The organism is Amycolatopsis sp. NPDC051061, assembly GCF_040682935.1.
GTDB lineage: Bacteria > Actinomycetota > Actinomycetes > Mycobacteriales > Pseudonocardiaceae > Amycolatopsis.
In genome coordinates this window covers 1-1,888 of record NZ_JBFBBZ010000139.1, presented here as the reverse complement: position 1 = coordinate 1,888, position 1,888 = coordinate 1, and the positions used below count along the sequence as shown (strand labels likewise).

Below are 1,888 nucleotides of genomic sequence, written 5' to 3'. Positions count from 1 at the left end.
TTTTCAGCCACGCAAAAGAACAAAAGATTAAAATATATATGATAAATATAAATAGGCTTCGCCTTTTTTTATTTTTTTCAAAAATTGAAAATCAAGGTCAAAATCAAAACCGCTCCGCAAGGACGGATTGGGGTAGGATTATCTTTTTAGACGAGGCGCTAATTCTTTTTTAGTGTGACCTGTTTATCTTGTTTGTTTAAGCGAACAGTTGCTCTGTTCGGTCAGAGTTGCACCCTAACAAGAAAAGACAAACTAGAACAGCCCTAGAACATCATATTTTAGCTTATAAGCGATTTTAGAGTAACTTTGGTATAAAATATCATGGATAAAAGAATAAGCCCTCAAAAGGGCTAATATCAGCTTATTCTTTTCTGTCTTCTCTTACCACGTTATATTTTTGACGATAACGTCGAAAAGTCGTTCGATTAATTCCAGTTTTACGCTCGATTTCTTTTTCTGTTAATCCTTGTTGGTATAAATCAAAGGCATGTTGCAATCCCTCATCTTCAAAAGAATATTTCTTTTTTCGTCCTTTAAATCGTCCCCGTTGTTTGGCAATGGCAATACCTTGGGCTTGCCGTTCTTTAATCCGTTTTCGTTCACTTTCTGCTTGGTATTTGTACAATTCAATCATCAAGTTATTAATTAAACGCTTTAAATTATCGTCTTCAATCCCTGTCATGGACGGCAAGTTTAAGACTTCAAGCGTTGCGCCTTTTTGTTGAATTTGGTTCATCAGTTCGGTTAATTCTTTGTTATTTCGTCCTAAGCGGTCTAATTCTGTCACCACGACAATATCACCCTCATGTAAATAAGTCAGCATGGCTTGTAATTGAGGACGTTCAGTAGATTGTCCGCTTGCCTTATCTGAAAACACCTTAGAAACGTCTTGTAAGGCGTCTAATTGGCGGTCTAGGTTCTGTTCTTTGCTTGAAACACGAGCATAACCTATTTTTGCCATTTTCTACTCCTCCTCTTTATCATTATTGGCTTCTGCCAAATCGTCCAACGTTTTAAGTAAATCAGAGAGTTTATCGTGTTTCACTTTATAAATCACTTGCTGTTTTTTATCCTTACCAATGGTGATGTAATCGCCATAAATCATGTATCTTCTGACAAATTTTGTTCCACGGTTCAAATCTAGTGTATACGTATCAGCACCGACTAAACCGCCAGTATCTTTGACCTCATTTTTTTTGGATAAATCCAACTCATCAAGATAATCGACAATTGATGAAACCATTTCTTTTTCCTTGATATTCATATCCGTTTCTTGAAATTGATAGTTACTCCCATTTGTAATGGTAAAATGAATACGGTCAATATTCTCTTTCGATAATTTTTGGGAGTTCGTACCACATGCTACAAGTCCAAAAATAGCTAGAAGAACAATGCTACTCAATGCGATTATTTTTTTCATTATAGTTTCTCTCTTTCTTTTATGATTGTTTATAGCCCTTTTGCGAGTAATTGGAAAAATTGTGCTAAAAAGTCCACAAACTCTTTTTCGCTCATGATAATTAAAGGCTGTCCGGATTCAATTGCTTGTTCTGCTTCTGTCAGTTTTTGAGAAGGGGAATAGCCTTTGATTAAATCAATGGGGAAATAGCCTGTCACCAGCCGTGTGGTTTTTTTCGTGACACTACTTTGATTATGACCTTCTAGCCCTGAAATAATAGCTTGCGCCTGTTTTCTCGTCATTGTGGTGAGTGTTCCAGTGAACACGAAATATTCATTTTCTAACAATTTTCCACCTCTTTTTTTGAACAAGTCTATTGAACACCTACAATACCTATTATACCACTAACTAAAAATAGTTCAATAGAGTATACTCTATTGAACCGTGATTGTTTCTAAATAAAAATAAGGACTTTAGTATGATTATTTT

3 protein-coding genes are annotated in these 1,888 nt (G+C 35.3%); all 3 read right to left on the bottom strand.

Annotated elements, in window-relative coordinates; genetic code table 11:
* Positions 1–361: 361 nt before the first annotated feature.
* Genes AB0N03_RS52230 through AB0N03_RS52220 form a run of 3 tightly spaced genes read right to left on the bottom strand, consistent with a single transcriptional unit; the run spans position 362 to position 1,746 of the window.
* On the bottom strand, positions 362–961 hold the full coding sequence (locus AB0N03_RS52230; RefSeq protein ID WP_364388969.1) for a recombinase family protein: 600 nt from the start codon (positions 959–961) through the stop codon (positions 362–364).
* 3 nt (positions 962–964) lie between these two features.
* Positions 965–1,420, bottom strand: coding sequence for a hypothetical protein (locus tag AB0N03_RS52225; protein WP_356869096.1), 456 nt, complete (start codon positions 1,418–1,420; stop codon positions 965–967).
* Positions 1,421–1,449: 29 nt separating this feature from the next.
* Positions 1,450–1,746 carry a BRCT domain-containing protein gene (locus AB0N03_RS52220; RefSeq protein WP_014011546.1) on the bottom strand — a complete coding sequence of 99 codons (297 nt, stop codon included), beginning with the start codon at positions 1,744–1,746 and terminating at the stop codon, positions 1,450–1,452.
* Positions 1,747–1,888 lie beyond the last annotated feature (142 nt).

Bases quoted from the DNA above. Each gene is read 5' to 3' on its own strand.
- AB0N03_RS52230 (WP_364388969.1), bottom strand. From the start codon at position 961: ATGGCAAAAATAGGTTATGCTCGTGTTTCAAGCAAAGAACAGAACCTA.
- AB0N03_RS52225 (WP_356869096.1), bottom strand. From the start codon at position 1,420: ATGAAAAAAATAATCGCATTGAGTAGCATTGTTCTTCTAGCTATTTTT.